This window comes from Paenibacillus sp. FSL K6-1122, assembly GCF_037977015.1.
GTDB lineage: Bacteria > Bacillota > Bacilli > Paenibacillales > Paenibacillaceae > Paenibacillus > Paenibacillus amylolyticus.
Genome location: NZ_CP150272.1, coordinates 3375599 through 3401612, shown reverse-complemented (window position 1 = coordinate 3401612; position 26014 = coordinate 3375599). Strand labels below are relative to the sequence as shown.

The following is a 26014-nucleotide window of genomic DNA, read 5'->3' as shown; positions in this document are numbered from 1 at the left end:
GATACCGAATGTAAGTTCGTATGTAAATAAGCTCGTTACACATAAAAGCACATAATAAAACCTCCTCCAAATGAATGGAGAAGGTTTTATCTGGATTTATTTAGATCTTAATTGGCTCTATCATTCCTAGTTTTGCTGCTGCGGCTGAATGAGCCATGGTTAGATTTACTGCTACTGCTGTTTGATCTACTGCTATTGGGTCTACCGTCGTTTGAACGACTACTGTTTGATTTACCACTCTTGGCAAACCATTCGGATTTGGGCTTGCGTGCCGGGTTAGCTTTGGACTTCGCCGGTTTGCCTGCAGCCGATTTGTTGAACGAAGGTTTACTGCCTGATGCTTTGCTGGTTTTATCAAACACAGGTACACCTGTCATTGGATACGGATGACCTTTCACTTCAGGAATCGTCTTTTTGATTACTTTCTCGATATCCTTCAGGAATGGAAGTTCGTCCTTCTCGCAGAACGAGATGGCCATCCCGCTTTTGCCTGCTCGACCTGTACGGCCAATACGGTGAACATACGTTTCCGGAATGTTAGGCAGGTTAAAGTTAATGACATGTGAAAGTTCCTCTACGTCAATTCCTCTTGCCGCGATATCCGTCGCAACTAATACACGTGTTGCACCACTCTTGAAGTTGTTCAGTGCCCGTTGTCTCTCGTTCTGAGACTTGTTGCCATGAATAGCCTGTGCCGTAACATTCGCTTTGGCCAAATCACGTGTAACCCGGTCAGCGCCGCGCTTCGTGCGTGTGAACACCAATGCCGTGACGATGGATTTATCCTCCAAAATTTGGTTCAACATATGTTGCTTCTTGCCGTTCTCCAGCAAATAAATAGACTGCTCAATGCGGTCTACCGTTGAAGATACCGGTGTGATTTCTACTTTGACTGGATCAACCAGCAGGGTTTTAACCATTTTGGTGATTTCAGGAGGCATCGTAGCTGAGAAGAACAGCGTCTGCTTTTTGTTCGGCATTTTGGCAATGATTCTTTTCACATCATGAATGAAGCCCATGTCTAACATCCGGTCTGCTTCATCCAGAACGAGAATCTCAACCATCTTCAGATCAATACGTTTCTGGTTAATCAGATCGTTCAATCTACCAGGCGTTGCGATAATAATATCTGCACCTTGATTCAACGCACGCTCTTGCACTTTTTGCGAAACGCCGCCAACGATTGCCGTACAACGAATGTCCGTATACCGGCTATATACCTTGATATTATCCGCGATCTGAATAGCCAGTTCTCGTGTTGGTGTCAAAATTAATGAGCGAATATGTCGTGCGGACTTCGATCCTTGCCCTTTGGATCTTTCGCTTAATAATTGAATGATCGGCACTGAAAATGCTGCCGTCTTGCCTGTTCCTGTCTGTGCACATCCCAGCAGATCTCTGCCAGCTAATACAGCTGGTATGGCCTGTTCCTGTATAGGGGTAGGATTAGTATAGTTTGCTTTGCTTAACCCTTCCATAATAGAGGGGATAATATTTAAGTCCTTAAATGTCATGTTGTCTCCTTCATTTACGCACATCTATCAATAAGACGCATCTTTTATTTCACACGTAACGTATAAGGATACCATTAAAAACGCAATTTGTACATTATCTTTTTAAAATCACTTTGTTTAACTGACCAATTTAAGACCAACTGCCGATCCGAGCACCATAGCGATAAACAGAATTCTTAGGGCATTTCGAGGTTCTCCATAAAACACCATGCCCAGAATGGCACCACCGGAGGCTCCGATTCCCGTCCATACGGCATATGCTGTCCCCATCGGAAGAGTTTCCATTGCAATGGACAGGAACATGAAGCTTAAACCAAACCCGACTACCAATAGAACCAGTGAAATGAGATTACGGTCTTTGTGCAACTTGTTTATCATCAGCACTCCGATCATCTCAAATATACCTGCCAAGATAAGAAATACCCAGTTCATTATAGCTGCACCTCCTTATTCTTCTCTTTACTCAGCATTTTAAGACCAATTACGCCAAGTAAAAGTACACCAATGAGTACCATTTTTCCGGTTTGAACAGTCGCATTAAACAGAACAATCTCTGCAAGTACCGTGCCAGCGGTACCCAGGCCAACAAATACGGCATATACGGTTCCCACAGGCAGTGTACGCGAAGCTGCAATCATCAAGGAGAAACTAATGATAATTGCAATCAACGTAACCCCCCATTCCAGCAGACCACTGGCATGTTTCAATCCAATGACCCAACCTACTTCAAACAACGCAGCAATCACAACCGACATCCACGTTTTATTCATTCTTGTAACACTCCTTCTCTACTACATTTTTTGTACAACCCGTAAGGTTCATTAGCGTAAAAACAAAAAAAGCCCGGGAAACAAACTGCATGTAGCAGTTCATCTCCCAGGCTTTTATCCCTCCGTGGCACAACCAACAGGTTGCGGGTTTTCTCTCGGACCAGACCGACACATCCATCGCGGAACCCTAGAAAACCTGTTTTTATTCTAATGTGTCTCCAATTATACACACTTCCACTATCTTGGCAACCCCGTAAATGTGATCACGCCATTTATTTGATAATCAAACCCATTAATCCTACAAATGTGGCGGCTTGATGTGGTGAAATCACACAACCGTTGAGATCTTCCATGGTCAGCACCAAGGAGTCAAATTCGCAATCGCTAAGATCCAAATCCTTCAGTTTGGTGCCTGTTAAGGAAGCTTGGTCGATGTTACATTGACTGAACTCCATTTTTTGCAGTGCCAGATAGGCAAAGTCCGCACCAATCAAGGTACTTTCTGAGAAGGAGACCTGTTTCAGATGGGCAAAACGGAAATTGCTGTAGTCGCCTAGACCATGAAGGAAACTGACATTTTGCAATCGGCTATTGGAAAAATCCGTTCCGACAAACTTGCAGTTATGCCATTCGATCCGGTGCATGAAGGCACTTGAGAGATTGACATTGGAGAAGTCGCAGTGTTCAAACCGGACATCGGTGAATTCAAATTGTTCCAAGTTAGACTCCGAGATTGTCACATGTCTAAATACAACACTTTCAAAGGAAACCTTACTCGCTTCCTGTTGATCCAATGTAATGTTCTCGATCAGTTTGTGTTTGTACTCCACTTTGGATTCCAGGAATGCAATCGTTTCAGGTTCGAGCAACTGCTCCTGAATCTTGGGTTTGTCCATTTTCATCCCGTATTCCCCTATTCCTTAATAGCTACAACTCGCAGTCGGCTTCTGTCCAGATACCACTGTCCATCCCGCATCAGTTGTGGCTGTACTTTTTTCTCAACTGCTTCCATAATAACATCCTGTTCCGCAGGTATGATACCACTGAATAAATACTCCGCGAAGCTGGTCAACCACTTTCTGGCACCTGGCTTGAACGGAGTAAATTGATCAACGTGCTGGGCCAGACTAACTCGAAATCCGTGTTGCTCCAGAAGATTAGCATATTCGCCAATGGTCGGGTGATACCACGGATTCCGTCCTTCCCATTTGTATCCACGGGCATCCAGTTCTTCCTTTACCGCTGTAATTAATATAGCCGTGTTGCCATTTGCAGCAAACTCAGCCACGAATCGTCCGCCCGTCTTAAGCGCTAACTGTATTGATTGTACTACAGCTGGAGCATCCTTTATCCAATGCAGAACGGCATGAGAGAAGACCGCATCAAACGGTTCTTCTGTCCGATAATGGCAAGCATTTGCTACTTGAATATTCATATCAGGGTATTTCTGTTTAGCTTGCCTAATCGTCTCTTCTGAAAAATCTATACCTTTTGGCAGTGCTCCTGCGGCTGCAATTTTAACTGTCAGATCCCCATTGCCACAACCCACATCAAGAATAAGTTCACCTTGGGATGGCTGGAGCAATGATAAGATAGGTGTTTCCTGTAACGTCGCAAAAGGAGCGGAATGACCACTCCACGATTCGTTCGTTTGACCGGATGAATGTCCGTTATTCATAGATTATAATCTCCTTCTCAATTAAGGATCTAATGTATCTATAATAACTTTAATATAAAAGAACTGTCAATTCACTCATCAGATCAATATAAAAAAAGCCGCCGAATGGCGACTTTAACATTAAGAATTCGGATCAACTGAGATTTTGTTAGCCCACATATTCCATATTTCACACTCTCCTTGAATTTGTTCTGTAAACTGATGTTGTCTCGACCTCTTCGGTAACTAGCTCTAACCAGCATGTAAAGTATATCTCTCGATGTACGGAATTTTCTTCATACTTAATTTGTGATTCGAGCCTGTCAATTAATATTTGCCTCACATGGTTTGATAACCACTTCATCACCTTGTTCACCCAACTTTTCAAATAAACTTTAATCGCTTGGCTCTGTTAACATACTCTTAGTATGCCGAGTCATGGGCTGCAAGCGGTATATCAATCGTCTTAATTGATTGCCTGATCCTCTCAGGCCCTCTTCCAATTACCTGATTGCTTCCATGAATCTTCCGGTCATCGGGCAGATTATCAAGGCATCCGCCGATGCACCCTACTTAAGTCTTAAGCTCGAATTCACACCGAACCAAATTCTCGAAGTACTTAACGAATGTAATATCAAGGTAACATTCAACGAAAACGCCAGACGAGCCATGTTTGTAGGTGAGATGGAATCGTCCATTCAGGACGCTGTACTCCGACTTGTTCGATTGCTGGATACGCCGGGAGAGATTCCGTTTCTGGCTCCGTTGTACGTTAAAGAAATCCTGTTCCGTCTCCTTCAAGGGCCTTACGGAGGAGAACTGGCGCAGATTGCGGTTGAAGGTAGCAGCACTTATCGGATCAGAGAAGCGATTGAGTACATCGTTCATCATTGGGAACAGCCTTTTCGCATTGAAGATCTGGCTGAGACCGCGAGCATGAGCGTCTCTTCATTCCATCGTCACTTCAAAGAGATCACAGCTATGAGCCCATTACAATTCCAGAAACAATTAAGATTACAGGAAGCCCGGCGACTTCTGATGGCCGAATCTGCTGACGCGGCAGATGTAGCGTTCCGGGTTGGTTACGAGAGTGCTTCTCAATTTAGCCGCGAATATGCACGCATGTTCGGTGCGCCGCCAAGAGCCGATATCCGACGGCTGAAAGAGAAATATGACATGGCCTTGAGTGAGTAACCGAGTATGTACTCTCTATCTCACAACTATCACACAAAAGGCAAACCAAAAAAGGACAACCACAATGAGTTGTCCTTTTTTCAGTATCAAAATTCTGCGTAATATCTTTTGGAATTTTCAAAATACTCGTATTCATGAAAGGAAATCGGAGCTGTTCTCCTTAATTAATGAACAAGATTAGACCAATGCTTCGACCCGTTCTGGCACGTGGATCTCTTCGTGCAATAATTGAGTGATGTCACGAGTCAGTGCATCCACATTTTCCTGCTGCGTTGCCCAGCTGGTACAGAAGCGCACCGCACTATGTGTATCGTCAACCTTTTCCCAGAAGGTGAACGTATAACCGTTGCGTAATTTCTCAAGCAAACGATCAGGCAGAATCGGAAACTGCTGGTTGGTTGGTGAATCGTACAGGAAGCGTACCCCCTGCTGTTCGAGTGAGTCATGAATTCTCAAGGCCATATCTACGGCATGGCGAGAAATATCGAGGTACAGACCATCTTCGAACAACGTTTCGAATTGGATACCTAGCAATCTGCCTTTGGCAAGCAGGCCACCTTTTTGTTTGATCATATAACGAAAATCAGGTTTCAGTGCATCATTCAGGATAACAACCGCTTCTCCCATCAATGCGCCAATCTTGGTTCCCCCGATGTAAAACACATCACACAAGCGAGCAAGATCAGCAAGTGTCATATCGCAAGCGCGTGAAGCGAGTGCATATCCAAGACGTGCTCCATCCACGAAAAACGGAAGACCACATGCTCTGCTCACTGTATGCAATGCTTGCAGTTCTGCCTTGCTGTACATCGTTCCATTCTCCGTTGGTTGGGATATGTAGACCATTCCTGGTTGAACACAGTGTTCCGGCGACGACTCATTCATGTGCGCATCGTAGACTGCTCTAACCTGCTCAGGCGTGATCTTTCCGTCCTCGCTTGGAACTGTGAGTACCTTATGTCCCGTAGCTTCAATAGCTCCGGTTTCATGAACCGCAATGTGTCCCGAGGACGCAGCAATCACACCTTGATATGGACGCAAAATAGAGGCAATCACCGTTGTATTTGTCTGTGTACCACCAACCAGGAAATGAACATCAGCTTGCTCATTGTCACAAGCCTGACGAATAAGCATTCTCGCCCGTTCGCAGTGTCCATCCGTGCCATACCCGCTCGTCTGTTCCATATTGGTTTCCATCAGTCTTTGTAAAATGCGTTCATGCGCACCTTCGTTATAATCACATTCAAATCGTATCATCGTGTTGTCTCTCCTGCCTTCTTGTTCAACTTCTCTTGTATGTTCATCATGGAGGTGTATACCTCTTGAATCTCTTCTTCATTCAATTCTTGCATCAGCTTCAGGATCTGTTGATCGGATCGGTCATTCAATTGGGCATACAGTTCCTCACCCTTGGCTGTCAGACGAATCAGACTGACCCGGCTGTCGGCCGCAGAATCCACTTTCACCAGCAGTCCTTCCTTGGACAGCTTGTTCACAATTCGGCTCATGTAACTGCGATCAATGGTCAGTGTATCTACCAGATTATTCGCAATGCTCTCTCCCCGAATTCCAATCTCAATAATGACTCGTACTTCTGCAAACGAATACCCTGTTCCGAGAATATGCTTATCGAGTACACCAAGAATGTTGGTATAAAAACGGTTAAAACGTCGCATGTCAGCCAGTATATCTGGATTTATGTACTGAGAGTCGATGTCAAACCCTCCTTTTTAGTGGACATTGTCAACATTATAATAATCACGTTAGTGGACGTTGTCAACATTATATTTTACATAGCATTTTATAACTTCATTTTTAATATCCAATCAATAAAAAAAGCCGCGCATATGCGCGGCAAGGTTTACTTGTTTTAGTACTTTATCCAGATACTTAGTCAGCTGCTTAAGTTTCTATATAAATTGACTAAACATTTACACAAAACGGAGAGGACAGAAATAACCTGAAGAAGCGGAGCGTTCGCCTTTATCCCCGGATTTCCCCTTTAGATAAGAGGAATAAAAAAATCTGGGGATAACAGCGATCGGAAGGTTGTTCTGTCATGGGAGTGGCTAGTGTAAATTCAATTTACATGGATTAAGAGTGACTATATTGCACCTGATGAAGACGGCTGTATATCCCTCCAGCGGCGACCAATTCCTCATGGTTGCCCTGCTCAGCGATACCATCTGTGTTCACTACGATAATTCGATCTGCATTCTTGATAGTTGTCAGTCTGTGTGCAATCACAAGTGTAGTTCTGCCCACCGACAATTCAGCGAGTGATTGTTGGATCAGTGCTTCCGTTTCCGTATCCAGCGCGGAGGTTGCCTCATCCAGAATAAGAATGGGCGGGTTTTTCAAAAACATACGTGCGATGGACAAACGCTGTTTTTGTCCTCCGGATAACTTGACTCCACGCTCGCCAATGACAGTATCCATGCCATCAGGCAACGTAAGAATCAATTCCTCCAATGAGGCACGACGGGCGGCATCCCAGATTTGTTCATCCGTTGCACTCAGATCACCATAAGAAATATTCTCCTTAATGGTACCCGAGAACAAAAATACATCCTGTTGAACGATTCCGATATGCTTGCGCAAGGATTGAAGCTTAACGTTACGAATGTCGACGCCATCCACAGTGATACGTCCCTCTTCTACCTCGTAGAATCTGGGCAGCAGGCTACAGATCGTCGTTTTGCCTGCACCCGAAGGACCAACAAAAGCAACCGTTTCCCCTGGTCGAACAGACAGACTGATATCACTTAGAATTCGCCGACTGGATTCATATCCGAACGAGACGTTCTCGAAGCGAATATCACCCTTCACACTTTCGAATTCAACGGCGTTTTTGCTATCCGCAATCTCAGGTTCTGTATCAATGATCTCCAGATAACGCTTGAAACCAGCGATACCCTTTGGATAACTTTCAATGACGGCATTGATTTTCTCGATCGGGCGGAAGAAGATATTGGACAGGAGCAGAAAGGCCATAAAGTCACCCATATTGATTCTGCCATCGATATAAAACCAAGCCCCGCTGATCATGACAAACACCGTAACAAGTCGCATCATCATATAACTGACCGAGATACTTTTCGCCATCGTTTTGTAGGCAAGCAGTTTGGTTTTACGGAAATTCTGATTATCCACCGCAAAAAGTTCTTTCTCATGTTCTTCGTTGGCAAACGATTGCACAACACGCATACCCCCGACGTTGTCTTCAATACGCGCATTGAAATTGCCGACGTCTCCGAAAAGTCGCCGATACGTCTTTGTCATGCGACCACCAAATACGATAATCACCCAAGCCATAATTGGGATAATGATAAAGGTAAGCAGCGCAAGCTCCAGATTAATGTTAGCCATCAGCCAGAACGATCCGATTAATGTCATTATTGCGATGAACACATCTTCAGGTCCATGGTGAGCAACCTCGCCGATATCATTCAGATCATTCGTAAGATGACCAATTAAGTGGCCTGTTTTACGATTATCAAAGAACCGGAAGGACAGCTTCTGCAAGTGAGCGAACATCTTCTCACGCATGTTGGTCTCAATGTTAATGCCTAGCATATGTCCCCAATATGTAACTACATAGTTTAATACGGTATTAAGTGCATAGATGGATAACAGCACAACACAGGCAAGCATAATGAGAGGCCAATCCTGACCTGGCAACAATTCATTAATGAATTTGCTGACGGCAAGGGGGAAAGCCAACTCCAGAAGACCTGCGAGTACAGCGCATCCAAAATCAATCAAAAACAGTTTTTTATAGGGACGATAATACGAAAAAAAACGACGAATCATACTTATTCACTCTCACTCTCCAGATCCTTATTGGGGTTTACATCTTCATTTTGCAGCTCGAACAGATGGATATACTCGTCGATGACCTGATCAATAGCTTTTAACTCCCCACTGATCACCGGGCGAATATGTTCATACTCCTCCTGTCCAAGTTGTCGGACAAGCGTTGTTCTCCGATTCTGCATTTGTTCCAGAAATACAAGAATTCGGCCGCGACGGAATGTCTGCGCACCACGGCCCCGTTTTCCCTCATGTTCACCATGACCTCTTCCACGTCTGGAACGTTCACCACGTTGCTCACTGTCACTCATATCACGTCTTGGACGCTCACCTTGACGTACACTTCCATCCATCTCTTCGATAGGACGATCTCTCATTTGTGCCACCCCCATTACGTGTATACATATGTATACAACGTGTTCATGTATACGATTGTATACGCGACAAAAAGAAGTGTCAACCTAAATTTTCCAATAGATAACGAAGTATGTATATTCACCATCTCCCTAACAGAAAAAAGCCGCGATTTCGCGACTTCTTTTGTTGGCGACACTATTTTATCTCACTCATAAACTTTCTATATTCTTGAACCATTTCTTTGGATCGGGTGTGATGCAAATAATGTTCTCCCTCAAATGTCATCACTTTTCCATGTACAGAAGCTTTGACTTGCTCTTCATGTAATGGTATCCATCCTTCCGTTTCGGTATCATTCGCTTGTAAGAAGAAAATCACAGGAAGATCTTTGGGGAAGGACAGGTTCTCAGCTTCTTTGAAATTAGGACCAAAGTTTTCACCTTCATTCAGGTTGTTCGGATTAAACGTATTTTTGAGTGAAAGTATTCTAATTTGTTCTCTGGTTTCTTCATCAACATCGGGTGCAATCAGTTGATCAGGGGCCAGTTTCATTAACAATCGGTAGAATCCTGATTTTTTAAGCAGTTTGTACGTTTCGGTTGGAAATGGATCATCATTACCTCCCTGCGTTGGGACACTGCTCTCAATTCCGACAAATGAACTTACTTCGTTTGGATATTTATTCACATAATCCAGGCCGTATATCCCTGAAATCGAGTGAGCCATAAGCGTGTAATTATGAATACCAAGTTGCTGTAACGCTTCATGAATTTCACTAACCATATTTTCAGTGGTACGCTCTTTTTCAGTAATATCACTTAATCCATAACCAAAAGGCTCAATGACAACAACTTTGTAAAATGGAGATAACTCATCGATGAGCGGTTTGAAATCAAGGGCCGGGGCAGGTGTTCCGTATCCAGGAAGCAATACCACCGTTTCTTTGCCTTTTCCTTGAATCAACACATTCATGTTTTTCCCGTCAACTGCTACAAACTGACCATAGGGTTTTATTTTCCCTTCCTCTGATTTGTTGCTAAATACATTAACAATAAAAACAGTGGCAATAAATAATGCAAAAGCGATAACGATGGCTCCGAATATTTTGAGCAAAATGATTAATATTTTTTTCATCATGATGGTGTTCTCCTGTTGAGTTCGTTTGTTGTACAGCCGTTTGAAACGCTATTCATTTTACTTTTTTAATGTAATTTCAAATTGAGAACCAGCCTCACCTGCAAATACAATACGACCGTTTTCTGGTAAAACAACTTCATTTTTACCGCTGACCACGGTGTGATTAATACAAATTCCGGTCTGGTCATAGACAGCAAAGGCTCCATTTGCAGGCAACTTCACTGTCATGACTTTTCCTTTCGCAGTAGCTGGTACCGAAAACCATTTGGCATATCCATCTGCTTGAATGGTTGTTGCGGATCGTTTACCCGAATAGATTGGTTTCACCATTTCCTCACTAGCGTATACATAACCTGAAAATGTAAGATACTCTCCTCCGTTCTTTTTGGAGAAATGAATGTCCATCGTATCACGTCCGGCAGTACCCGGAATCTGCAATTGATTGGCTGCTTCGTTGGCTCCAATAATCTTATTATTGGACATATACCCCGGATTCTCTTTATTCAACTGAATAGGCAGGATCGATGTAGCATTAAGATAGAGCATTGATGTGTATTTCTCATTCACCAGATAATATTTTTTACCATCACGCTTTGCCCATGCAGCGTTAATCTCCTTGGATAATTTATTGGCTTCAAGCTTCTCCCCATTATATTCTGAGAAAGCCAGCTGTCCGAGTCCTGGAACGGATATATAAGATCGTGACCACAAGTAGGTTTTCCCATTTTTCTCCACAACGAATTTCAACTTGTCTGTACCTTCGTTATTAACAAAAGTACCATCTGCTGTATAGGTGTATTCTTGAGCCGGATTACTCGGAGCTGCAAGTGAAGATACAGTCATTTTTCCAGCCGTATTTATTTTGATCTTCATAACCGAATTATTGCCGCCATATATACCTGCATACTTGGATATTCCTTTAGGCATATTTGCCTTCACAGGTACGCCAAATGATTTTTCCGGCTTCCGTTCTTTAATAACGCCCTTTTCCTCAAGTGCGCTGAGTAATAATTCATTGGCAATAAAATGATTGGTTAAGCTTGACCCGCCTGAAGAGATAACGGCTGCAGCCATATTGTATTCCGGAAGTACCACTAATGAGGACTGATAAGATAAAGTATCTCCACCTTTCATAACGGCCTTAATGCCGTATTCGTTGAATGGGAACAAGCTCACACTATCCCACCCCAACCCGTAAGACATCAGCGTATCGCTATCCTCTGGCCACATGCCTCTTTTATACTCTTCTTGCGCCATAGCTTTGACAGACTTACTGGAAAGAATACCATCAACTTCTCCCGTGAAGATTCTTGAAAATTTGACCAGATCTTCAGCGGTGGAATACAGACCTCCAGTACCGATGATATTATAATTCTCTTTTGGAAGTGGTCCCTCATAAAAAGGGGAATAGATTGCCGCCATGTCTGACGGATTAACCACATCCTGTGGTGATTTGGTATGTTTCATATCCAAAGGCTCCGTGAAATACTTGTGTATAAATGCGGTATAACCGATGCCGCTCACTCTTTCGACCAGAATCTCGGCTAACGTAAAGCCATCGTTGCTGTAGACTGAGTATTCGCCGGGATCTGCTTTCAGGTTTTGATTCGCCAATTGCTCCAGAAACGTATCATGTGAATACGTGTCATTATCTCCGTACAATGTGGCATTGCTGGTTGAGGTGCCCAGAAGACCGGAGGAATGATTCAGCAACATACGGGGTGTGATCTGTTTGTATCGGTTATCTTTCATTGTAAAGTCAGGCATATAGTTCACAACAGGTGCATCCAAATCAATCTTGCCTTCGTCAACCAGCTTCATTACAGCGGCTGTAAGCATCATTTTACTGGTTGAACCAATGCCATAGACGGTGTTCGAAGTAAGAGGCACCTTATCGTTTATATCGTTTTTGCCCGTTTGACCGGACACCACAATCTCTCCACCATCGATGAGCGCATATTGCAGACTCGTCGTACCATATGTCTCGGTCAGTAATTTGGCTTTTTCGATCACGGCTTTCTTTGTTGTCTCATACGTAAGGTTGCTGTTGTTCATGGGAGTCGGTGCGGCCATTGCAGACATTGGGGCAAGTATCGTCAGCATGAGAGTCACAGCAGCTATAGTATTTCTCTTTCTTGCTCTCCTCACACTCATCTTCAGTTTTGTTACCTCTCTTGGTTTCATTCTTGCATCTACTCCTGTCTTCATCATTGTGTTAAGCCACCTTAACGTGGGCGCTAAAGACAATATAACAAACCAAGATGTCCCCCTAATGACTGCAGCATGAACGGAGGATGAACAGGCAAAAAAAGTTTGCATCATCATACGCAAGGAGGTTTATATAGAGTGTCATAGCTAAGAGAAGACATGAAATCCAATCACTCTGTGGGTGTTGTGATTGGCAAGATGACTATGAAGGTCGTTCCTCGTCCATATTCGCTCTCCACCCGGATGTCCCCTTGATGAAGCGAGACGATCTGCTTTACAATAGCTAGTCCCATACCGCTTCCTTCATATTTCTGACTGTGGGAACGATCAGCTTTAAAGAAGCGGTCAAATATACGCTTTTGGTCTTCCGGGAGAATACCAATACCCGAATCCGATATGCGGATCGTCACGTTCTTGATATTCTGTTTGATCCTGATGCTAATTCGGGCACCATCTTCGGAAAATTTGATGGCATTGCCGAAGATATTGATCCACACCTGATTTAACTGGTCATGATTGGCCGTGATTTTGGTGGGCTGCAAATCAAGATCGAACTGAATGTTACGGGCCGACCATTGGGGTTGAATAGCGACGATTACTTGTCTGATCTGTTCATCCAGACTTAGCGTGGCGAGCCGCATTTGCAATGATTGAGATTCAAGCAAACTCAGCTTTAGCAGACTATCACTTATTTTGGACATTCTTGCAGTTTCAGTGATGATAATATCGAGATAATCGCTTCTTTCGTCATCCGGGAGGTCTACCTGCTTGAGCGCTATAGCAAAACCGGAAATGGAAGTGAGCGGAGACTGAACTTCATGGGACACGTTTGCTACGAATTCCCTACGCATCTGCTCAAGCTGCTTTAGATCGTGCATCATTTCTTCGAAACTACGAGCCAGAGCACCTATCTCACCCTTTTGTTTAATATTAAGCTTGACATTGAAATCTCCGGCAGCTATAAGCCGGGTCGCTTCTGTCAGCTTTTTGATCGGTCTCACCAGAAACATAGCCGCAATTAGTATCAATAGGCTTCCTGCTATTAACGAACAAATCATAAAAGTTAAAACAAACTTGATGAGAAATGAGGTGGAAGAGGAAGTGAGGGGCTCTACAAACATTGCTTTGCTTCCCATTTCAGTTTTTATCGGCAATCCCAAGAAGAACGTATCGATCCCATTGAATTGGACCCTTTCCCCATCCAGCACTTTCTTCACTTGTTCCGTCGTCACCGGGAAAGGATGTTGTTCTTTAAGTTCTCCGTAGGATTGGAATTGATCCGTTGCTTTATAGATTCGAATGTGATAGGAATTGAGTTGTTTCATTTCACTTATAAACATTTCTGCTTCATGTAACGGCAATGTCTCGTAGATGCGGACGATATCCTGGCCAAAGTCAAGCAAGGAGCCTTGTAAGTTTTCGTTTAATTTATCTTGAAATATCCAGGTTGTAGCAAGAAAAGAAAGGATTGTGCCCCCAATCACGGAGACCAGAAAGGTCAGGACTACACGTGTATAGAGGGAGCCGGTCACTCTTGCACCTCTAGCCGGTAGCCAAGTCCCCGCACCGTTTCGATACGAAAATCGGAGATATCGGCAAAACGTTCGCGTAGACGTTTAATATGCACGTCTATCGTTCGATCATCGCCAGTATAATTAATTCCCCAAACTTGATCGATTAATTGCTCCCGCGTATAGACTTGTCCCGGTAATCCAGCAAGTTTATACAATAATTCGAACTCTTTAAGCGGCAAGGTGAACGACTCTGTACCCCTCAGGACCTTATAAGTCTGCCGGTTCAGAATAACGTTTCCTAATTGGATGGTCTGCGTTAATCCTATACGGTATCGTTTCAACAGTGCCTTGACGCGAGCCATCAACTCAAGCGGATCGAATGGCTTCGTCATATAGTCATCTGTCCCGAGCTGAAATGCTTGTACTTTCTCCCAGGTCTCGTTTCTTGCCGTCAACATTAGTAACGGAAGATCCGGATTGGCTCTTCGAAGTTCCTCGCATAATGCCCAACCGTCCATGACTGGCATCATAATATCAAGAATAACCAAATCGACTGGCATGGAGGTATAGATAGCCAGGGCTTCCTTTCCGTCTACGGCGTTGATGGTTGTAAATCCGTCGTTGCGCAAAAATAAACAGACGAGTTTGCGAATGTTCGCATCGTCGTCAGCAACCAATATCGTAGGCAACGTTTCCACTCTCCTAAAAAAGAATAATTCTTCAGTTGAGCAATAGCGAAGAATTCTAACTGAAGTGACAAACTAATTATAGTTAAATTGAACAAAAGCAGCCGATAACTTTGATCGGCTACTTTCTTAGTTTCTTTCATAAAACTAACTACGGCACAACATCTATTTTAATGAAATTTCGAAAGTGGAATCCACGTCACCTGCAAATACAATGCGGCCGTTTTCTGGTAATACAACCTCATTCTGACCGCTGACTACGGTGTGATTAATACAAATCCCCTTCTGATCATATACGGCAAAGGCGCCAGTTGCAGGCATTTTAACCGTCATGACTTTTCCTTTCACCGTTGCTGGTAACGAAAACCATCTGGCATATCCATCTGCTTGAATCGTTGCTAGAGATTGTTTACCCGAATAGAGTGGTTGTACCATTTCCTCACTGGCGTATATGCTACCAACGGCTGTAATGTACTCTACTCCGTTCTTTTTAGCAAAATAAATCTCCTTTGTATCACGTCCAGCCAGGCCAGGGATTTGCAGCTCCGTGACTGCTTCGTTTGCTCCAATAATCTTAGTATTGGATACATACCCAGGCGTCTCTTTGTCCAAATGAATAGGGAGAATTGGTGCCGAATTGAGATAAACCGTTGATGTATATTTCTCATTCAGAAGGTAATATTTTTTACCTTCACGTTTCTCCCATGAGGCCGTAATATCCTGGGATAATTCATTGGCTTCCAGCTTTTCCATTTTATATTCGGAGAAAGCCAATTGTCCAAGTCCTGGTAAGGATATATAAGATCGATACCACAGATAAGTCATTCCATTCTTCTCCTTAACAAATTTCAACTTTTCCGTGCCTTCATCGTTAACAAAAGTACCATCTGCTGTATAGGTGTATTTTTGAACCGGATCACTTGGAGCTGAAGGTGTGGATACAGTCATTTGTCCAGCAGTATTCATTTCGATCTTCTTAACCGAATTATTGCCGCCATATATACCTGCATTCGTGGCTATTTCTTTAGGTATATCTGCCTTCACTGGAACACCAAACGATTTTTCCGGCTTCCGTTCTGTAATAATGCCCTTTTCCTCAAGTGCGCTGAGTAATAATTCACTCGCAATGAACTGATCTTTGGCACTTGTCCCACCTGATGAGGTAACGGCTGCAGCCAGATTATATTCCGGCAGTACGACTAATGATGAGTGATACGATATGGTATCTCCACCTTTTGTTACTGCCTTGATACCGTATTCACTGAATGGGTACAGATTTACACTATCCCACCCTAAACCGTAAGATATAGACGTATCGCCACCCTCTGGCCACATGCCTTTTTTGTATTCTTCTTGCGCCATGGCTTCTACAGACTTATCGGTAAGAATGCCTTGGACCTCTCCCGTGAAGATTTGTGAAAACTTCGCAAGATCTTCAGCGGTGGAATAAATGCCTCCAGTAGCGATAACATTATAATTCTCTTGTGGAAGCTGACCCTCATACATAGGAGAATAGATTCCCGCCATTGCTGCCGTGTCAACCACATCCTGTGGTGTTTTGGTATGTTTCATGTCCAAAGGTTCCGTAAAATATTGGTGTATAAAAGCTGTAAAACTCATGCCGCTAACACGTTCAACCATAATCTCGGATAACGTAAACCCATCGTTACTATACACCGAGAACGCGCCCGGATCTGCCTTCAGGTTTTGACTTGCCAATTGATCCAGAAACGTATCATGTGAGTACGTATCATTATCCCCGTACAATGTGGCATTGCTGCCCGTGCCTCCCAGCAGACCGGAAGAATGATTCAACAGCATGCGTGGTGTGATTTGTTTGTAGCGATGATCTTTCATTTGAAAATCAGGTATATAGTTCACAACAGGCAGATCCAAATCCACCTTGCCTTCTTCAACTAACTTCATAACAGAAGCTGTGAGGAACATTTTACTCGTTGATCCTATGCCATAGATTGTATCGGGCGTAAGAGGCACCTTGTTGTTGTTATCGTTCTTGCCTGTCTGACCGGACACCACAATCTCGCCACCATCGATAAGGGCATATTGCAGGCTTGTGATTCCATGCTTCTCAGTGAGTAACTTGGCTTTCTCCATCACCGTTTTCTTGGTTGGTTCATACGTATGATCACTGCTACTTGTAGTAGGCGCAGCCATTGCAGACATTGGAGCTAACATGGTTAATGCCAGCGTTAACACGGCGATTGAAGTGCGTTTTCCCTTTTGTCGTCCCATTCACATCATCTCCTGAATTTTAAGTGTTTTGGTTATTTGATTTCTTCTGGGTCTACAAATTTCACCTCCGGATACAAGTCGTTTGGTCCCTGAATGAGATCTCCACCCGTTCCTTTCAGTTGCTTGTTAAAGAAATCGAGTACATATTGATTTACGATGTTTGATCCTCTTTTACCATTGATATCTCCTGTGATACCGGACAGTTTAACCAGCTCTGAATAGAACTGAAGGTCCGTGAAATTGAAGTGCTGGGTTCCTTCTACATAGATCACTTTTCCCCCATGATTCATAACATTTTTCATAATGTGCAGCTCATCTGAAAGAGATTTAGTTACTTCATCATCCGAATTTCTATCTATTTCAAAGTTGGCGAACCAGTCTTCAAAACTTCCCGATCGGATGAACATAAACGGCTTGTTTATATCATCTCTATTTTCCACTTCATATAGTGACCCATCCATATTAACCCCGGCCTTGATTCTCTGATCTAAATACGTTGCATTAAACGCGGTTGCCCCCCCAAAAGAATGCCCCATCGCGCCGATGTGATCTAGATCGATTTTCCCTTTAAACTGACTTTCGATTGCACCTGAATTCAACTTTTCGATTTGATCGATTACAAACTCCACATCTTTCGTCCATATACTCCCTGTTTTTGTACGTTCATCTAGTGTAGTCGTGCTTTTTTTATAATCCGTTACACGGCCATCTGGAAAAAGGGTAGCAAAGGTGCTATACGTGTGATCGATGGTGACCACGATAAACCCATGACTGGCCAGATTCTCGGCCTGTGATACATGTAGAACTCTACTGGTTCCCATACCATGAGATAGTAGTACCACGGGATAAGGACTTGTAGAAGGTAATATTTCAACATTTTCATAAGAGTTGGTTTGACTATACTTCAAGTAGTCGAGCAAAAATTCGGGCAGTTTTAAAGAATTAGAGAAGCTCTGAATATACTTTTTGAACATTTCTTTATCTTTTGGAAACAGCGTGTCACGCTTGTTATTATTGCTGTTTTCAGTTGGGTACCAAACTTGAACCATTAGTTCTCTCTTATCGCTTTGATCTTCAGTGAAGATTTCGTCTCTGTTCTGGTCTGTTAAATGAAATGTTTGAGTACCCACCTTCTCTGGACCATCAAGCTTCGGCAGATTAAAAACAGGTAAGTATACAGACAAGACGGTAGAACCAACAAGCAGAATAACGATTAAGGAAGATAAACTATATTTCAAGAACTTCCCTATTTTAAGATTCGCCATCTTATCGGAATGTCTGAATAAAACGATGATTATGAATAGAGCCGTCATGATATATACCAAAAGCAACTGCCATCTGTATCCCTCAACAAACAATTGAACTAATAATATAACGCTACTTCCTATACCCAAACCCAAACCTATTTTCTTTGCACTTCTTTTAATAAATAGTAGGTCTATGAGTAACGCGAAACAGGATAGTACTAACAGTATCTCAAATAATCTCAATTGAATTCCTCTCTCTCATCACGGACTTTTACAGAATTTTCACTTCGCTTCGTTCATGAATGCTCTAATATCTTTTGCTATTTCTTTGAATAACGTATGGTGCAAGTAATGCTCGCCATCCATGGTGATTACTTTCCCATGTACTGAATCTTTGATCTGCCCTTCATGCAGCGGTATCCATCCTTCTACACCTTCATTATTAGCTTGTACAAAGAGTAGAAGTGGAAGGTCTTTAGGGAAGGTTAAACCTTGAGCTCCTTTAAAATTGGAAGAGATATGACCCATCTCATTCAAAGTCGTGGAACTGTTCGAGTTTTTATTCGACAGCATGTTCATCTGCTCTACGGTATGTTCATCAAATGCGAGTCCAGCATAGGGGTCAGTACTAAATTTGACCACCAATCTTTGGAGACCTGATTTTTTAAGAAATGCGAACGTTTTAGTAGGTAATTTGGCATCCATACCCGGTTGTGTTGAAACACTGCTATCAATTCCGACAAATGCCGTGACCTCATCCGGATATTTGTTCACATAATCAATGCCATAAATGCCTGCAATGGAGTGACCCATGAGCATGTACTGATGAATATCGAGTTGCTGCAGAGCTTCATGAACTTCACTTACGATATTCTCTGTGGTTCGTTCTTTTTCAGTAGCATCACTTAACCCATACCCGAATGGCTCAACCGCCACAACTTTGTAATATGGTGATAGTTCGTCAATGAGCAGTTTAAAATCAAGCGCTGGTGCTGCTGTTCCAAAACCAGGCAGAAGTACAATCGTTTCCTTGCCTTCGCCTTGAATGAGCACATTCATATTTTTCCCGTCTACAGATACATGCTGACCATAGGAATCTATTTTCTTGGCCTCTGAATTACTACTGATCACATTGGTGATATAAACAATACCTAGAAATAGAATAATGGCGATTACGATTGCTCCTACTATTTTCAGTATCATGTTTCTCACTTTTTTGGCCTTTGATCTATTCTTTGTTTTCTTTTCCGCTGGCTGCGTCGTCAGTGTTATCTTCTCCTGTCTTGAACTGATAGTTCGATTGTCTTTTTTGCTGCTAATGAAATCTTATCCAATGAAAATGTACTCCCCGTGACGTCAATATGAACTGAATATGAACAAGCCAATTCATTTATATTTACTGCTGCGTCATAAATCCCATGAATTTTTCAGAAATTTCTTTGGCATGGGAACGATACAAATAATGATTTGCTTCCAGCAGCACCACTTCACCACGCACAGAGTTTTCTATTAACTTCTCGTGTTCCGGAACCCAATTGTCTGCTGCCGGATGATTCTTTTGAACAAAGAAAAGAACCGGAAGATTAACAGGGAAAGTTAGTTGTTCAGATGCTTTAAAGTTGGAATACATACTTTCTGCCTCATTTAATTGCGTGGTATTATACATATTTTTGCGTATCAGAATGTTCAATTGTTCTTTCGTTTGCTCATCATAAGGCAGTCCATCATAAGGGTCAGCACTCAGTTTCAGTTGCACTCGGGCGAAACCCAAGTTGCGGAACCATTTAATTGGTTGTGTATCTGATGAATCAATCTTCTGTTCACTTATCGCTGGAACACTGCTATCCAGCCCAACATATGCACTTATTTCATCTGCATACTTGTTCACGTAATCCAGGCTATAGATCCCCGAAATGGAATGACCCATGAGGATATAACGATCAATATGTAGACGCTGTAACGCTTCATGAATTTCACTGACGATATTTGCTGTGCTACGTTCCTTTTTGGTCTGATCACTCAATCCGTAACCAAAGGGCTCAACAACGACAACTTTATAATATGGAGATAACTCGGAGATAAGAGGTTTAAAATCAAGCGCTGGTGCCGCTGTTCCAAAACCAGGCAGAAGCACAATCGTTTCCTCGCCTTCGCCTTGAATGAACACATTCATATTTTTTCCGTCTACGGATACATGTTGACCATACGGTTCCATTCTTTTTTGCTCCGAATAACTGCTGATTTTATTGACGGTATATACGATAGCTACAAAAAGTAAGATTGCTATAATGATTGCGCAAAGTACTTTAAACAAAATGCTTAACACTTTCTTGGTTTTGCTTTTACTCTGGACTCCTCTGTCTGCTTGTAGATTCACATTCATCTGCTCCTATCCTCATCTTTATATTGGCCTGGCAGGCTACTTAAGAAATCCTAATCAAGAAAGATGTACTCCCCATGACCGGAATATGAACGGAGTATGAACAAGCAAAAAAAATGTCCTATGTAACATACAAGGAAGCTTGCATGTTACATAGGACATGAACATTCGGTTTAGATAATCCAATGGATATTCTATTCATTGGCCTAACCTGTGAGCCTAACTATCCGTTGGTGGATGGATGGGCAACGTAATCATAAAGGTCGTGCCTTGACCAGGTTCGCTTTCCACTTGGATGTCACCCTGATGAAGGGAGACGATCTGTTTAACGATAGCAAGTCCCATACCACTCCCGTCATATTTGCGGCTGTGGGAACGATCTGCCTTGAAAAAACGGTCGAATATACGCTTCTGATCTTCCAGGGGAATTCCAATGCCCGTGTCGGATATTCGAACAGTCACATTTTTGAAGTCCTCTTCGATACTGACTTTAATCATACCGCCATCCTTGGAAAACTTGATGCTATTTCCGATGATGTTTGTCCATACCTGATTTAACTGATCGTGATCAGCCGTAACCTTCACGTTCTCCAAATCAAGCTCGAAATGAATGTTGCGCCCAGACCATTGCGGCTGAAGCGCCACGATGACCCGCCTGATCTGTTCATCAAGGCTTAAGGTGGTGAGCCGTAGTTGCTGTGACTGCGATTCAAGCAAACTCAGCTTCAGCAGGCTATCGCTCATTTTGGACATTCTTTTTGCTTCTGAGATGATAATATCCAGGTAACGGTTTCGTTCTTGTTCTGAGAGATTTACTTGCTTCAGTGCCGAAGCGTAACCGGATATCGAGGTGAGCGGAGACTGAACCTCATGCGAAACATTTGTAACGAATTCCCTGCGCATCTGCTCCAACTGCTGAAGATCATGCATCATTTCTTCAAAGCTGCGGGCCAATGTACCAATCTCCGTCGTTTGTTTAATGTTCAGCTTGACGTTGAAGTCTCCAGCTGCAATCCGTTTGGTCGCTTTGGTCAGTTTTTTGATCGGTCTAACCAGATATACAGAAGCAACCACAATCAACAAACTTCCTACAATCAAGGAACAGCTTGCAAAAATCAACCCAAACTGGACCACAAAAGAGGCTGAGGGCGGTGAGAGTGTTTCTAGAAACATCGCTCTTGTACCCGTTTCCGTCTTGATCGGTAGCCCCAAAAGAACGGTAGCGATACCTTTAGGTGTGTCCTGCACAACCCCTCCGTTTAACACCTTCTTGAGTTGATCCGTCGATACGGGGGATGATTTATGTTCGTTAAGCTTCCCATAAGACTGGAACTTGCCCGTTGCATCATAAATTCGAATATGATACGAATCAAGTTGCTTCATTCTACTAACGAATGATTCTGCTTCATCAGCAGGCAGCGTCTTATAAATCTGCACAACGTCCTGGCCAAAGTTGCGTATGTTAATTTGAGCATTTTCATTCAATTGATCTTCGAATATCCAGGTTGACATAAAAAATGAAATAATCGTGCCTGTGATGACTGACACCAGAAAGGTCAGAACAACACGAATATATAAGGATCTGATCATTCATAGACCTCAAGTCTGTACCCTAGCCCACGCACCGTTTCAATCCGAAAATCAGGTGTTGTCGCGAATCGTTCGCGCAGGCGTTTAATATGTACGTCTATTGTTCGATCATCTCCAGCGTAGTCAATTCCCCATATCTGGTCGATTAATTGCTCACGTGTATAGACTTGTCCTGGTGTTCCAGCAAGCTTATACAGCAATTCGAACTCCTTAAGTGGTAACGTAAGCGACTCCGTGCCTCTCATCACCTTATACGTCTGACGGTCCAGAATGACGTTGCCAAACTGGATTGTGTGTGTGGAGCCGATTTTGTATCGTTTCAGTAATGCTCGGACACGAGCGGTCAGCTCTAATGGATCAAACGGTTTGGTCAAATAATCATCCGTACCCAGTTCGAATCCTTTCACCTTCTCCCAAGTCTCTCCTCTCGCCGTCAGCATGAGTAACGGGAGGTCGGGATTGGCTCTTCGGAGTTCTTTGCACAGTGCCCAACCATCCATGACAGGCATCATAATATCAAGGACGACCAGATCCACTGGAGTTTCGCCATATATAGTGAGAGCTTCCTTACCGTCCGCAGCTTCCACTGTTGTGAATCCATCGTTTTTGAGAAATAGACAGACGAGTTCACGAATGTTCGCATCGTCGTCTGCAACGAGTATAGTAGCCATATGTTTTTTCTGTCCTCTCCGTTACGTTTAAATATATAGTTCAACGTATAGTAAATAGTAAAACATCTTGCTTATAGTATATCCACAGCAAACATCGTATGTTCTTTCAACGTTCCCTGGATTGGCACAGGCTGTGACCCATTCTCCTTGAAACCTGCTTTTTGAAGGACACGGATGGAACCTGTATTATCGGGCACAGCGCCAGCTTCGATTCGAGTAATTTCAGTTTCGTGTTTGGCAAATTCCATTACACATTGCAGGGCTTCGCTCATATATCCTTTTCCTTGATGCAGAGTATCCGTCACATAACCAAGGATCCATTTTGGGGTAGAATCCAGTATGATCTCGAACAAAGAAATTTCACCGACGAGTTCATCCGTTGTATGTAGAAAAATACCAAAAGAATAGCGATTTCCTTCTTCTCTCTTCTTGTTCCAGCTCTCAATGAGTGACCTTTGCCCTTCCAAGCTGTAGAAAGACTCGTCCCGATCACTTGCTGATATGTTCTCGATTTCCGCACGATTGCGAACCTGTAGATCCAGAAGCAATGAGGCATCATCCACATTCCAAAATCTCACATAGATACGTTCTGCACTATATTTCATCACATTATCCCTCCTCTATTAACGTTAGGTGCAATTGTAGCATGATTATATCAGGTCATTATAAGAGTACGAGCGAATCAAAGAGAATTGCTTCGCCAGGAAATGAGGTGAATATGGCATATCATTACGCAACCAGGCAACGATGGTTCCAATCAGAGCCGAAGAACCGTACCATATTGCGATTTCTTTGTGAATGCCGGATTCTTCGAGTTCATCTTCCATCTCTACCCGATCAATCTTGGCTTTGACCAGCGTACTCAACAATTTAAGCAGTCGTTCGGTAAAAATCGGTGTGCGCTTTGTAGCAAGAACCACCTGATAGAACGAGGCGTTCTCTGCAAAATGCTCCAGTAACTTGACCAGAACAGGCCAAGCCTCTTCCGTCCTTTGTTTCTCAAAATGAGGGGCATATTCATCCACGATCCGTTCAATATTCTCAATCATCTCATCCGCCATCTTCTCCATCATATCCGTAATATCACGATAGTGCAGGTAGAAGGTTACCCGATTGATCGTCGCTCGTTCGGCAATTTTGTTGACTGACAACTTCTCAATATCCATTTCCTGCAGCAATTCAACAAATGCACCTCGAATTAACTGACGTGTTCGCAATATTCTTGGGTCCACGGCTGATTTCTTCTCGTCTTTCACGTGTATCCCTCCCATCAAATTTTAAACATTACAATTTTAAACGATCAGTCGTTTATTTTTGATTTACACAACAAATTCATTTTATTTGTAAAATAAACGACGAAAACACGTCATAACGTAAATTGTAATCTGTCCGAATATGTATATAATTCAATAAATACAATGTAAACTATACAACACGTTGTAAATTTAGTCACGTGTGGATTGAAAGGATGAAAAGGATTGAGTCAGGCTAGAGTACAAGAAGAATTATCCGTAAAGAAAGGCCCCATCCTGTTTATCATGATTTTGGGAGCCTTCCTTGCAACGTTGAATCAAACGATCATGAGTGTCGCTACACCGGAACTGATGGGTGATTTTAACATCTCCGCCGCAACAGCACAATGGTTAACGACAGGTTACATGCTGGTGAACGGGGTGCTTATCCCGATCACGGCCTACTTCATGCAACGCTTTTCAACCAAGCAATTATTCCAAGCTTCCATGTTTATTTTCCTGATTGGTACCATCGTATCTGCTCTTGCAGATAACTTTGGCACATTGCTGACAGGACGTATGATTCAGGCAGCGGGTGCCGGCATTATCATGCCGCTCTTGATGCACGTTATTTTGACCTTGTTTGCTCCTGAAAAACGAGGATCTGCAATGGGTATGGTTGGTTTTGCCATCATTTTTGCCCCTGCAATCGGGCCTACCCTTGCCGGTTATATCCTCGAGAACTACTCTTGGCAAACGATGTTCTATGGCATGATTCCATTAACTCTTATTGTCATTGCCTTTGCGTTTGTATACCTGAAGAATGTATCCGAACGGGTCAACACAAAGTTCGACACAATCAGTGTGGTGCTGTCCACGATCGGATTTGGCGCATTGCTCTATGGTTTCAGCAGAGCAGGAAGTCTGGGATGGTCAAGTGCAGAAGTTCTTATCTGCATTGGGGCTGGGATTGTTTCTCTTGCCCTGTTTACATGGCGTCAGCTCGTTTCGGAGACTCCGCTGCTTGATCTGCGGGCTTTCAAGTACAATATGTTCTCCCTGACAACGGTCATTAGTATCGCGATTACAATGATCATGTATGCTGACATGATGTTGCTTCCCTTGTATCTCCAGAACGCACGTGGTTACACTGCACTGGAGTCCGGATTATTACTCCTTCCGGGTGCGCTTGTCATGGGCTTCCTGATGCCAGTAGCCGGAAAATTGTTTGACCGATTTGGAGCGAAATGGCTCGCTGTTATCGGGATGGTGATCACCATCGTGACCACAATTGGTTTTATCGACTTAACGGATTCAACCAGTTATGGTTACCTGGTATTAATGTCTACCGGCCGCCGAATTGGTATGGCTCTGCTCATGATGCCGATTCAGACTGCGGGACTTAACCAACTGCCACCAAGACTTGGTGCACACGGTACAGCTATCTCCAACACCGTCAGACAAGTGGCTGGTGCTGTAGGTACTTCATTACTCGTAAGTGTCATGACCTCCCGTACAACAGCGCACGTACAGGATATGATGGCGACTGGTGCAGCCAATGGTCTCAGTCAAAAACAGCTTGCTACAGAATCCATGATCCAGGGTATCAATGATGCTTATGTTGTTATCATCGGTATCGCTGTTGTGGGATTGGTCCTTTCCTTCTTTATCAAACGCACCAAACAAGCCAAAGAGGAAGAAATCAAACAGGTGGTAAGACAAAAAGTTTCTATGAATTCAAATTAAGGTGTCCAACCTCATACTTGCTTGCATAACAAAGCGGCAGATCAA

Annotated in this window: 22 protein-coding genes, 1 pseudogene and 1 riboswitch; of the genes and pseudogenes, 2 read left to right on the top strand and 21 right to left on the bottom strand. The window is 43.2% G+C overall.

Annotation, left to right across the window (positions count from 1 at the left end; all coding sequences use genetic code 11):
• Positions 1-107 precede the first annotated feature (107 nt).
• The 5 genes from NSQ20_RS15520 to NSQ20_RS15500 all read right to left on the bottom strand — a co-directional run bounded on the left by NSQ20_RS15520 (position 108) and on the right by NSQ20_RS15500 (position 3962).
• A complete protein-coding gene (locus NSQ20_RS15520; protein WP_036608186.1) occupies positions 108-1514 on the bottom strand; it encodes a DEAD/DEAH box helicase in 1407 nt (468 codons plus the stop codon).
• Between the two features lie 117 nt (positions 1515-1631).
• Complete coding sequence (locus NSQ20_RS15515; protein ID WP_100528056.1) at positions 1632-1946, bottom strand: multidrug efflux SMR transporter; 315 nt, start codon at positions 1944-1946, stop codon at positions 1632-1634.
• Positions 1946-2284: a multidrug efflux SMR transporter gene (locus NSQ20_RS15510; RefSeq protein WP_101314058.1), complete on the bottom strand. Its 339-nt coding sequence runs from the start codon at positions 2282-2284 to the stop codon at positions 1946-1948. Before NSQ20_RS15510 ends, NSQ20_RS15515 begins: the two co-directional genes overlap by 1 nt.
• A 101-nt stretch (positions 2285-2385) precedes the next feature.
• A riboswitch (guanidine-I (ykkC/yxkD leader) is annotated at positions 2386-2486 on the bottom strand.
• A 70-nt stretch (positions 2487-2556) separates the two neighbouring features.
• Positions 2557-3186 carry a pentapeptide repeat-containing protein gene (locus NSQ20_RS15505; protein WP_340032915.1) on the bottom strand — a complete coding sequence of 210 codons (630 nt, stop codon included), beginning with the start codon at positions 3184-3186 and terminating at the stop codon, positions 2557-2559.
• An 11-nt stretch (positions 3187-3197) separates the two neighbouring features.
• Complete coding sequence (locus NSQ20_RS15500; RefSeq protein WP_340032914.1) at positions 3198-3962, bottom strand: methyltransferase domain-containing protein; 765 nt, start codon at positions 3960-3962, stop codon at positions 3198-3200.
• Between the two features lie 477 nt (positions 3963-4439).
• On the opposite strand from NSQ20_RS15500, the pseudogene NSQ20_RS15495 reads away from it, so the two are divergent.
• Positions 4440-5135: pseudogene (locus NSQ20_RS15495) on the top strand (AraC family transcriptional regulator); the annotation flags it as partial.
• A 177-nt stretch (positions 5136-5312) separates the two neighbouring features.
• Here the strand turns inward: NSQ20_RS15495 and NSQ20_RS15490 are convergent.
• The 16 genes from NSQ20_RS15490 to NSQ20_RS15415 all read right to left on the bottom strand — a co-directional run bounded on the left by NSQ20_RS15490 (position 5313) and on the right by NSQ20_RS15415 (position 24247).
• A complete protein-coding gene (locus NSQ20_RS15490; RefSeq protein WP_047842862.1) occupies positions 5313-6392 on the bottom strand; it encodes a low specificity L-threonine aldolase in 1080 nt (359 codons plus the stop codon).
• Positions 6389-6811, bottom strand: a complete 423-nt coding sequence (locus NSQ20_RS15485; RefSeq protein ID WP_036670809.1) for a MarR family winged helix-turn-helix transcriptional regulator — start codon at positions 6809-6811, stop codon at positions 6389-6391. Before NSQ20_RS15485 ends, NSQ20_RS15490 begins: the two co-directional genes overlap by 4 nt.
• Positions 6812-7229: 418 nt before the next feature.
• Positions 7230-8948, bottom strand: coding sequence for an ABC transporter ATP-binding protein (locus NSQ20_RS15480; protein WP_340032913.1), 1719 nt, complete (start codon positions 8946-8948; stop codon positions 7230-7232).
• Between the two features lie 2 nt (positions 8949-8950).
• Complete coding sequence (locus NSQ20_RS15475) at positions 8951-9325, bottom strand: hypothetical protein (protein ID WP_282321519.1); 375 nt, start codon at positions 9323-9325, stop codon at positions 8951-8953.
• A gap of 175 nt (positions 9326-9500) precedes the next feature.
• A complete protein-coding gene (locus NSQ20_RS15470; protein ID WP_282321520.1) occupies positions 9501-10442 on the bottom strand; it encodes an alpha/beta hydrolase in 942 nt (313 codons plus the stop codon).
• Positions 10443-10499: 57 nt separating this feature from the next.
• The gene (locus tag NSQ20_RS15465; protein ID WP_340033033.1) at positions 10500-12626 is read right to left on the bottom strand and encodes a serine hydrolase domain-containing protein; all 2127 of its coding nucleotides are present in this window, start codon (positions 12624-12626) and stop codon (positions 10500-10502) included.
• 194 nt (positions 12627-12820) lie between these two features.
• The gene (locus NSQ20_RS15460) at positions 12821-14182 is read right to left on the bottom strand and encodes a HAMP domain-containing sensor histidine kinase (RefSeq protein ID WP_127548339.1); all 1362 of its coding nucleotides are present in this window, start codon (positions 14180-14182) and stop codon (positions 12821-12823) included.
• Positions 14179-14853 carry a response regulator transcription factor gene (locus NSQ20_RS15455; protein ID WP_340032912.1) on the bottom strand — a complete coding sequence of 225 codons (675 nt, stop codon included), beginning with the start codon at positions 14851-14853 and terminating at the stop codon, positions 14179-14181. The genes NSQ20_RS15460 and NSQ20_RS15455 overlap by 4 nt, the downstream gene beginning before the upstream one ends.
• 162 nt (positions 14854-15015) lie before the next feature.
• A complete protein-coding gene (locus NSQ20_RS15450) occupies positions 15016-17103 on the bottom strand; it encodes a serine hydrolase domain-containing protein (protein WP_340032911.1) in 2088 nt (695 codons plus the stop codon).
• Positions 17104-17135: 32 nt separating this feature from the next.
• Complete coding sequence (locus NSQ20_RS15445; protein ID WP_127548335.1) at positions 17136-18593, bottom strand: alpha/beta fold hydrolase; 1458 nt, start codon at positions 18591-18593, stop codon at positions 17136-17138.
• Between the two features lie 39 nt (positions 18594-18632).
• Complete coding sequence (locus tag NSQ20_RS15440) at positions 18633-19553, bottom strand: alpha/beta hydrolase (RefSeq protein ID WP_340032910.1); 921 nt, start codon at positions 19551-19553, stop codon at positions 18633-18635.
• A gap of 193 nt (positions 19554-19746) precedes the next feature.
• Positions 19747-20727, bottom strand: a complete 981-nt coding sequence (locus NSQ20_RS15435) for an alpha/beta hydrolase (protein ID WP_255319826.1) — start codon at positions 20725-20727, stop codon at positions 19747-19749.
• Between the two features lie 222 nt (positions 20728-20949).
• Positions 20950-22320 carry a HAMP domain-containing sensor histidine kinase gene (locus NSQ20_RS15430; RefSeq protein ID WP_127548329.1) on the bottom strand — a complete coding sequence of 457 codons (1371 nt, stop codon included), beginning with the start codon at positions 22318-22320 and terminating at the stop codon, positions 20950-20952.
• The gene (locus NSQ20_RS15425) at positions 22317-22991 is read right to left on the bottom strand and encodes a response regulator transcription factor (RefSeq protein ID WP_017688634.1); all 675 of its coding nucleotides are present in this window, start codon (positions 22989-22991) and stop codon (positions 22317-22319) included. Before NSQ20_RS15425 ends, NSQ20_RS15430 begins: the two co-directional genes overlap by 4 nt.
• A gap of 71 nt (positions 22992-23062) precedes the next feature.
• Entirely contained in the window at positions 23063-23596 is a 534-nt protein-coding gene (locus NSQ20_RS15420; RefSeq protein WP_076249414.1) for a GNAT family N-acetyltransferase, read from the bottom strand.
• A gap of 45 nt (positions 23597-23641) precedes the next feature.
• Positions 23642-24247, bottom strand: a complete 606-nt coding sequence (locus tag NSQ20_RS15415; protein ID WP_047842851.1) for a TetR/AcrR family transcriptional regulator — start codon at positions 24245-24247, stop codon at positions 23642-23644.
• 282 nt (positions 24248-24529) lie between these two features.
• On the opposite strand from NSQ20_RS15415, the gene NSQ20_RS15410 reads away from it, so the two are divergent.
• Positions 24530-25969, top strand: a complete 1440-nt coding sequence (locus NSQ20_RS15410; RefSeq protein ID WP_237175774.1) for a DHA2 family efflux MFS transporter permease subunit — start codon at positions 24530-24532, stop codon at positions 25967-25969.
• Positions 25970-26014 lie beyond the last annotated feature (45 nt).

Excerpts from the sequence above, each read along its gene's own strand:
- NSQ20_RS15520 (WP_036608186.1), bottom strand. The coding sequence starts at position 1,514 with ATGACATTTAAGGACTTAAATATTATCCCCTCTATTATGGAAGGGTTA.
- NSQ20_RS15515 (WP_100528056.1), bottom strand. The coding sequence starts at position 1,946 with ATGAACTGGGTATTTCTTATCTTGGCAGGTATATTTGAGATGATCGGA.
- NSQ20_RS15510 (WP_101314058.1), bottom strand. The coding sequence starts at position 2,284 with ATGAATAAAACGTGGATGTCGGTTGTGATTGCTGCGTTGTTTGAAGTA.
- NSQ20_RS15505 (WP_340032915.1), bottom strand. The coding sequence starts at position 3,186 with ATGAAAATGGACAAACCCAAGATTCAGGAGCAGTTGCTCGAACCTGAA.
- NSQ20_RS15500 (WP_340032914.1), bottom strand. The coding sequence starts at position 3,962 with ATGAATAACGGACATTCATCCGGTCAAACGAACGAATCGTGGAGTGGT.
- NSQ20_RS15490 (WP_047842862.1), bottom strand. The coding sequence starts at position 6,392 with ATGATACGATTTGAATGTGATTATAACGAAGGTGCGCATGAACGCATT.
- NSQ20_RS15485 (WP_036670809.1), bottom strand. The coding sequence starts at position 6,811 with ATGCGACGTTTTAACCGTTTTTATACCAACATTCTTGGTGTACTCGAT.
- NSQ20_RS15480 (WP_340032913.1), bottom strand. The coding sequence starts at position 8,948 with ATGATTCGTCGTTTTTTTTCGTATTATCGTCCCTATAAAAAACTGTTT.
- NSQ20_RS15475 (WP_282321519.1), bottom strand. The coding sequence starts at position 9,325 with ATGAGAGATCGTCCTATCGAAGAGATGGATGGAAGTGTACGTCAAGGT.
- NSQ20_RS15470 (WP_282321520.1), bottom strand. The coding sequence starts at position 10,442 with ATGATGAAAAAAATATTAATCATTTTGCTCAAAATATTCGGAGCCATC.
- NSQ20_RS15465 (WP_340033033.1), bottom strand. The coding sequence starts at position 12,626 with ATGAAACCAAGAGAGGTAACAAAACTGAAGATGAGTGTGAGGAGAGCA.
- NSQ20_RS15450 (WP_340032911.1), bottom strand. The coding sequence starts at position 17,103 with ATGGGACGACAAAAGGGAAAACGCACTTCAATCGCCGTGTTAACGCTG.
- NSQ20_RS15440 (WP_340032910.1), bottom strand. The coding sequence starts at position 19,553 with ATGATACTGAAAATAGTAGGAGCAATCGTAATCGCCATTATTCTATTT.
- NSQ20_RS15430 (WP_127548329.1), bottom strand. The coding sequence starts at position 22,320 with ATGATCAGATCCTTATATATTCGTGTTGTTCTGACCTTTCTGGTGTCA.
- NSQ20_RS15425 (WP_017688634.1), bottom strand. The coding sequence starts at position 22,991 with ATGGCTACTATACTCGTTGCAGACGACGATGCGAACATTCGTGAACTC.
- NSQ20_RS15420 (WP_076249414.1), bottom strand. The coding sequence starts at position 23,596 with ATGAAATATAGTGCAGAACGTATCTATGTGAGATTTTGGAATGTGGAT.
- NSQ20_RS15410 (WP_237175774.1), top strand. The coding sequence starts at position 24,530 with ATGATTTTGGGAGCCTTCCTTGCAACGTTGAATCAAACGATCATGAGT.